Here is a 7,347-nt window from a genome sequence, read left to right on the forward strand (position 1 = left end):
TTCATCTACATTGAAAGCTTAATTTCTAATAATTGAAAAAATCGAATGAAACGTTTCTAACCTTCATTCACAGAGCTCGATTTTAGAGCTCTTTTTGCTAGCTTATTCATACTTTTCTGAATTTTGAAAAAGAAATGTAAGCGTTTGATAGATTTACAAAAAGATTGTATAATAGGGATAAGAATAGAAAAGGAGAAGTCTCATGGCAGTTAAAGATTTTATGACCCGCAAGGTAGTGTATATTAGTCCAGATACAACAGTATCTCATGCAGCAGATTTGATGAGAGAGCAAGGGTTGCACCGCTTGCCTGTTATCGAAAATGATCAATTGGTTGGTTTGGTGACTGAAGGAACCATTGCGCAAGCTAGTCCATCCAAAGCAACAAGTCTTTCTATCTATGAGATGAACTATCTTCTGAATAAGACAAAAGTAAAAGATGTCATGATTCGTGACGTTGTCACTGTTTCAGGCTATGCGAGTCTAGAAGATGCAACTTATCTGATGTTGAAAAACAAGATTGGTATTCTTCCTGTCGTAGATAATCATCAAGTATACGGAGTTATTACGGACCGTGACGTTTTCCAAGCCTTTCTTGAAATTGCTGGTTATGGTGAAGAAGGAATTCGTGTGCGCTTTGTTACAGAAGATGAAGTTGGCGTTCTTAGTAAGATTGTTTCTCTAATCGTTGAAGAAAATTTGAATATCTCTCATATAGTCAATATTCCGCGTAAGGATGGTAAGGTGATTATCGAAGTTCAAATCGATGGATCAATTGATTTACCAGCCTTGAAAGAAAAATTTGAAGCAAATGGTATTCAAGTGGAAGAAATCACTCGCACTTCAGCAAAAGTCTTGTAAAAAGGGAAGCCCAAAGGCTTCTTTTTTCATAAAAAAGGGATTATAGCAAAAGATGGAAAGAAATGATAAAATATGCTATAATGAAATGATGTAAAAAAGGAGTATTTATGGACATTTCAGTAATCCGTCAGAAAATTGACACAAATCGTGAAAAATTATCTTCTTTCAGGGGGTCTCTTTGACCTAGAAGGTCTAGAGGAAGAGATTGCCATCTTGGAAAATAAGATGACTGAACCTGATTTTTGGAACGATAATATCGCGGCCCAAAAAACGTCGCAAGAATTAAATGAATTAAAAAACACCTACAACACCTTCCACAAAATGGAAGAGTTGCAGGATGAAGTTGAAATTTTATTGGACTTTTTATCTGAAGATGAGTCGGTGCATGAAGAATTGATAACGCAGTTATCCGAACTTGATAAGATGATGACCAGCTACGAGATGACTCTACTCTTGTCAGAACCTTATGACCACAACAATGCCATCTTGGAAATCCATCCAGGTTCTGGTGGTACTGAGGCGCAGGACTGGGGCGATATGTTGCTTCGTATGTATACTCGTTATGGTAATGCTAAAGGCTTTAAAGTGGAAGTATTGGATTACCAAGCAGGTGATGAGGCAGGTATTAAGTCGGTAACCTTATCATTTGAAGGTCCTAATGCCTACGGCCTTCTCAAGTCAGAAATGGGTGTGCACCGTTTGGTGCGAATTTCGCCGTTCGACTCTGCCAAACGTCGTCATACCTCTTTCACATCTGTAGAAGTGATGCCTGAGTTGGACGATACCATTGAAGTGGAAATCCGGGAAGATGACATCAAGATGGATACCTTCCGTTCAGGTGGTGCCGGTGGACAAAACGTCAACAAGGTTTCAACAGGTGTACGTTTAACCCACATTCCAACTGGAATTGTTGTCCAATCAACAGTGGATCGTACCCAGTATGGAAATAGAGATCGAGCTATGAAGATGTTGCAGGCTAAACTCTATCAAATGGAGCAAGAGAAGAAAGCTGCGGAGGTAGATTCCCTCAAGGGTGAGAAAAAAGAAATCACATGGGGAAGCCAAATTCGTTCTTATGTCTTCACACCTTATACTATGGTAAAAGATCACCGAACTAGCTTTGAGGTTGCTCAGGTAGATAAGGTTATGGACGGGGACCTAGATGGTTTTATCGATGCCTATCTCAAGTGGCGCATTAGCTAAGATAGAAAGGAACTCATATGTCAATCATTGAAATGAGAGATGTCGTCAAAAAATACGACAACGGAACGACTGCCCTACGCGGTGTTTCGGTCAGCGTTCAACCGGGGGAATTTGCTTACATCGTAGGACCTTCAGGAGCAGGTAAGTCAACTTTTATTCGTTCTCTGTATCGTGAAGTAAAAATCGATAAAGGAAGCCTATCAGTTGCTGGTTTTAATCTGGTTAAGATTAAAAAGAAAGATGTCCCGCTTCTACGTCGTAGTGTTGGGGTTGTCTTCCAGGATTATAAACTCTTGCCAAAGAAAACGGTCTATGAGAATATTGCATACGCTATGGAAGTAATCGGGGAAAATCGCCGTAATATCAAAAAACGAGTGATGGAAGTTTTGGACTTGGTTGGCTTGAAGCACAAGGTTCGTTCTTTCCCCAATGAACTCTCAGGTGGGGAGCAACAGCGGATTGCGATTGCGCGTGCCATTGTAAATAATCCCAAAGTACTGATAGCCGATGAACCAACAGGAAACCTGGATCCTGACAATTCATGGGAAATTATGAATCTCTTGGAACGGATTAACCTACAAGGGACAACTATTTTGATGGCGACTCATAATAGCCAGATTGTAAATACCTTGCGCCACCGTGTCATTGCCATTGAAAATGGCCGTGTCGTTCGTGACGAATCAAAAGGAGAGTATGGATACGATGATTAGTAGATTTTTTCGCCATTTATTTGAAGCCTTAAAAAGTTTGAAACGAAATGGTTGGATGACAGTAGCTGCTGTCAGTTCAGTCATGATTACTTTGACCTTAGTGGCAATATTTGCTTCTGTTATTTTCAATACAGCGAAACTAGCTACAGATATTGAAAATAATGTCCGTGTAGTAGTTTATATCCGAAAGGATGTGGAAGATAACAGTCAGACAATTGAAAAAGAAGGTCAAACTGTTACAAATAATGACTACCACAAGGTATATGATTCTTTGAAGAACATGTCTACGGTTAAGAGTGTTACCTTTTCAAGTAAAGAAGAACAATATGAAAAATTAACCGAGACAATGGGAGATAACTGGAAAATCTTTGAAGGAGATGCCAATCCTCTCTATGATGCCTATATTGTAGAGGCAAACACTCCAAATGATGTAAAAACTATAGCCGAAGATGCTAAAAAAATTGAAGGTGTCTCTGAGGTTCAAGATGGCGGTGCCAATACAGAAAGACTCTTCAAGTTAGCTTCATTTATCCGTGTTTGGGGACTAGGGATTGCTGCTTTGTTAATTTTTGTCGCAGTTTTCTTGATTTCAAATACCATTCGTATTACCATTATTTCCCGCAGTCGCGAAATTCAAATCATGCGCTTGGTCGGAGCTAAAAACAGTTATATCCGTGGACCGTTCTTGTTAGAAGGAGCCTTTATCGGTTTATTGGGAGCTATCGCACCATCTGTTTTGGTCTTTATTGTTTATCAAATGGTTTACCAATCTGTCAACAAATCGTTGGTAGGGCAAAATCTATCCATGATTAGTCCAGATTTATTTAGTCCTTTGATGATTGCCCTACTATTTGTGATTGGAATTTTCATTGGTTCATTGGGATCAGGAATATCCATGCGCCGATTCTTGAAGATTTAGGTAAAATAATTACTTTTATGAGGAGGTTGTAAAATCTCCTTTTTTGCTACAAGAGTTTTTGAAAAGGGACTTCTAATACTCAATGAAAATCAAAGAGCAAACTAGGTAGCTCGCCACAGGATGCTCAAAATACTGATTTGAGGTTGTAGAAAGTCAGTCACATATATACGGTAAGACGACGCTGACGTGGTTTGAAGAGATTTTCGAAGAGTATAAAGAAGTCTCCCAGAGAAGACTTCTTGATGACTAATTTGAACTTGAAATTTTGCACTGGAAATTTTTTTGAAAAAGTGTAATTTTTTTTATAAAAGCCTTTACAAAAAAAAATAAAGTGGTATAATTAAATCATAAAAGGTGCAAACGTTTTCGTAAAACGTTTGCCTAAATAAAAATAAAGGAGATTTGAATGATGAAAGATACATTCAAAAATGTCTTGTCTTTCGAATTTTGGCAAAAATTCGGTAAGGCTTTGATGGTGGTTATCGCGGTTATGCCGGCTGCTGGTTTGATGATTTCAATCGGTAAGTCTATCGTGATGATTAACCCAACCTTTGCACCACTTGTTATTACTGGTGGTGTACTAGAACAAATCGGTTGGGGGGTTATCGTTAACCTTCATATCTTGTTCGCCCTAGCCATTGGAGGTAGCTGGGCTAAAGAACGTGCTGGTGGTGCTTTCGCCGCTGGTCTTGCCTTTATCCTAATCAACCGTATCACTGGTACAATCTTTGGTGTATCAGGAGATATGTTGAAAAATCCAGAAGCTATGGTAACAACTCTCTTTGGTGGATCAATCAAAGTTGCTGATTACTTCATTAGTGTTATGGAAGCTCCAGCACTTAACATGGGTGTATTCGTAGGGATTATTTCTGGTTTTATTGGAGCAACTGCTTACAATAAATACTATAACTTCCGTAAGCTTCCTGATGCACTTTCATTCTTTAACGGAAAACGTTTTGTACCATTTGTAGTTATTCTTCGTTCAATAATTGCTGCAATTGTACTTGCTGCTTTCTGGCCACTTGTGCAAACTGGTATCAATAGCTTTGGTATCTGGATTGCCAACTCACAAGAAACTGCTCCAATCCTTGCACCATTCTTGTATGGTACATTGGAACGTTTGCTCTTGCCATTTGGTCTTCACCACATGTTGACTATCCCAATGAACTACACAGCTCTTGGTGGTACTTATGATGTCTTAACTGGTGCAGCTAAAGGTAGTCAAGTATTTGGTCAAGATCCACTTTGGCTTGCATGGGTAACAGACCTTGTAAACCTTAAAGGTACTGATGCTAGTCAATACCAACACTTGTTAGATACAGTACATCCAGCTCGTTTCAAAGTTGGACAAATGATCGGTTCATTCGGTATCTTGATGGGTGTGGTTGTGGCTATCTACCGTAATGTTGATGCTGACAAGAAACACAAATACAAAGGTATGATGATTGCGACAGCTCTTGCAACATTCTTGACAGGGGTTACTGAACCAATCGAATACATGTTCATGTTTGTAGCAACACCTATGTATCTTGTTTACTCACTTGTTCAAGGTGCTGCCTTCGCTATGGCTGACGTAGTAAACCTACGTGTCCACTCATTCGGTTCAATCGAGTTCTTGACTCGTACACCACTAGCAATTAATGCTGGTATCGGTATGGATATCATTAACTTCGTTTGGGTAACTGTTCTCTTTGCCGTAATCATGTACTTTATCGCAAACTTCATGATTCAAAAATTCAACTACGCAACTCCAGGGCGTAACGGAAACTACGAAACTGCTGAAGGTTCAGAAGAGTCTAGTAGCGAAGTAAAAGTTGCAGCAGGCTCTCAAGCTGTAAACATTATCAACCTTCTTGGTGGACGTGCAAACATCGTTGATGTTGACGCATGTATGACTCGTCTTCGTGTAACTGTTAAAGATGCAGATAAAGTAGGAAATGCAGAGCAATGGAAAGCAGAAGGAGCTATGGGTCTTGTCATGAAAGGACAAGGGGTTCAAGCTATCTACGGTCCAAAAGCAGACGTATTGAAATCTGATATCCAAGATATCCTTGATTCAGGTGAAATCATTCCTGAAACTCTTCCAAGCCAAATGACTGAAGCACAACAAAACACTGTTCACTTCAAAGGTCTTACTGAGGAAGTTTACTCAGTAGCAGACGGTCAAGTTGTTGCTTTGGAACAAGTAAAAGATCCAGTATTTGCTCAAAAAATGATGGGTGATGGATTTGCAGTAGAACCAGCAAATGGAAATATCGTATCTCCAGTTTCAGGTACTGTATCAAGCATCTTCCCAACAAAACATGCTCTTGGTATTGTGACTGAAGCAGGTCTTGAAGTATTGGTTCACATTGGTTTGGACACAGTAAGTCTTGAAGGTAAACCATTTACAGTTCATGTTGCTGAAGGACAAAAAGTTGCAGCAGGAGATCTCCTTGTCACAGCTGACTTGGATGCTATCCGTGCAGCAGGACGTGAAACTTCAACAGTAGTTGTCTTCACAAATGGTGATGCAATTAAATCAGTTAAATTAGAAAAAACAGGTTCTCTTGCAGCTAAAACAGCAGTTGCTAAAGTAGAATTGTAATATACTTGAGGTTGGAAGCTGTATTCCAACCTCTTATTTTGGGAGAAAAGCATGAAATTTTTAACACTCAATACTCACAGTTGGATGGAAAAAGAAGCAGAGGAAAAATTCCAGATTTTGCTTGAGGATATTCTTGAAAAAGACTATGATTTGATTTGTTTCCAAGAAATCAATCAGGAGATCACATCGCCAGAGGTGGAGGTCAATGATCTTTATCAAGCTTTGCCAGCAGCTGAGCCTATTCACCAAGATCACTATGTTAGACTCTTGGTTGAAAAGTTGTCTGAGCAAGGGAAAAATTACTACTGGACCTGGGCCTATAACCATATCGGTTATGATCGCTACCACGAAGGTGTAGCTATCTTGTCTAAAACACCTATTGAAGCCAGAGAAATTTTGGTTTCAGATGTGGATGATCCAACAGACTATCATACTCGCCGTGTTGCCTTGGCTGAAACTGTAGTTGATGGTAAGGAGCTTGCAGTTGCAAGTGTCCACCTTTCTTGGTGGGATAAAGGTTTCCAAGAAGAATGGGCACGATTTGAAGCTGTCTTGAAAGAATTGAATAAGCCACTTTTGCTAGCTGGAGATTTCAACAACCCAGCCGGTAAGGAAGGCTACCAAGCTATTTTAGCTAGTCCATTGGGCTTACAAGACGCTTTTGAAGTTGCTCAAGAGAAAAGTGGTAGCTATACTGTTCCACCAGAAATAGATGGATGGAAAGGGAACACTGAACCCCTTCGAATCGACTATGTTTTTACTACCAAAGAGTTAGAGGTAGAAAATTTACATGTTGTATTTGATGGTAACAATAGTCCGCAAGTCAGTGATCACTATGGCTTGAGTGCTATTTTAAACTGGAAATAATAACTGATACTCTTCGAAAATCAAATTCAAACCACGTCAACGTCGCCTTGCCGTATTCAAGTACAGCCTGCGGCTAGTTTCCTAGTTTGCTCTTTGATTTTCATTGAGTATGAAAAGAGGTTGGGATTATAAAATTCCAGCCTTTTTCTTATTAGAGAAGCTACTGGAAATCGCCTAATACTCTTCGAAAATCAAATTCAAA

Annotated in this window: 6 protein-coding genes; all 6 read left to right on the top strand. The window is 39.5% G+C overall.

Going from position 1 to position 7,347, the window contains the following annotated elements:
* Positions 1 to 202: 202 nt before the first annotated feature.
* The 6 genes from HT689_RS06005 to HT689_RS06030 all read left to right on the top strand — a co-directional run bounded on the left by HT689_RS06005 (position 203) and on the right by HT689_RS06030 (position 7,145).
* The gene (locus HT689_RS06005; RefSeq protein ID WP_172923547.1) at positions 203 to 859 is read left to right on the top strand and encodes a CBS domain-containing protein; all 657 of its coding nucleotides are present in this window, start codon (positions 203 to 205) and stop codon (positions 857 to 859) included.
* A 107-nt stretch (positions 860 to 966) separates the two neighbouring features.
* Positions 967 to 2,062, top strand: a protein-coding gene (prfB, locus tag HT689_RS06010) for a peptide chain release factor 2 (RefSeq protein ID WP_172923548.1) whose coding sequence is annotated in 2 segments (ribosomal slippage) — positions 967 to 1,038 and positions 1,040 to 2,062 — 1,095 coding nt in all. Because the reading frame shifts where the segments join, the coding sequence is not laid out codon by codon here.
* Between the two features lie 17 nt (positions 2,063 to 2,079).
* Positions 2,080 to 2,772, top strand: a complete 693-nt coding sequence (gene ftsE, locus HT689_RS06015; RefSeq protein WP_000022265.1) for a cell division ATP-binding protein FtsE — start codon at positions 2,080 to 2,082, stop codon at positions 2,770 to 2,772.
* Positions 2,765 to 3,691, top strand: coding sequence for a permease-like cell division protein FtsX (ftsX, locus tag HT689_RS06020; protein WP_000625541.1), 927 nt, complete (start codon positions 2,765 to 2,767; stop codon positions 3,689 to 3,691). The genes ftsE and ftsX overlap by 8 nt, the downstream gene beginning before the upstream one ends.
* Positions 3,692 to 4,097: 406 nt before the next feature.
* Positions 4,098 to 6,278 carry a PTS transporter subunit IIBC gene (locus HT689_RS06025; RefSeq protein WP_173225330.1) on the top strand — a complete coding sequence of 727 codons (2,181 nt, stop codon included), beginning with the start codon at positions 4,098 to 4,100 and terminating at the stop codon, positions 6,276 to 6,278.
* Between the two features lie 51 nt (positions 6,279 to 6,329).
* On the top strand, positions 6,330 to 7,145 hold the full coding sequence (locus tag HT689_RS06030; protein ID WP_172923551.1) for an endonuclease/exonuclease/phosphatase family protein: 816 nt from the start codon (positions 6,330 to 6,332) through the stop codon (positions 7,143 to 7,145).
* The last annotated feature ends 202 nt before the right edge of the window (positions 7,146 to 7,347 follow it).

The organism is Streptococcus sp. 2342, from assembly GCF_013276795.1.
In the GTDB taxonomy this organism is placed as follows: domain Bacteria; phylum Bacillota; class Bacilli; order Lactobacillales; family Streptococcaceae; genus Streptococcus.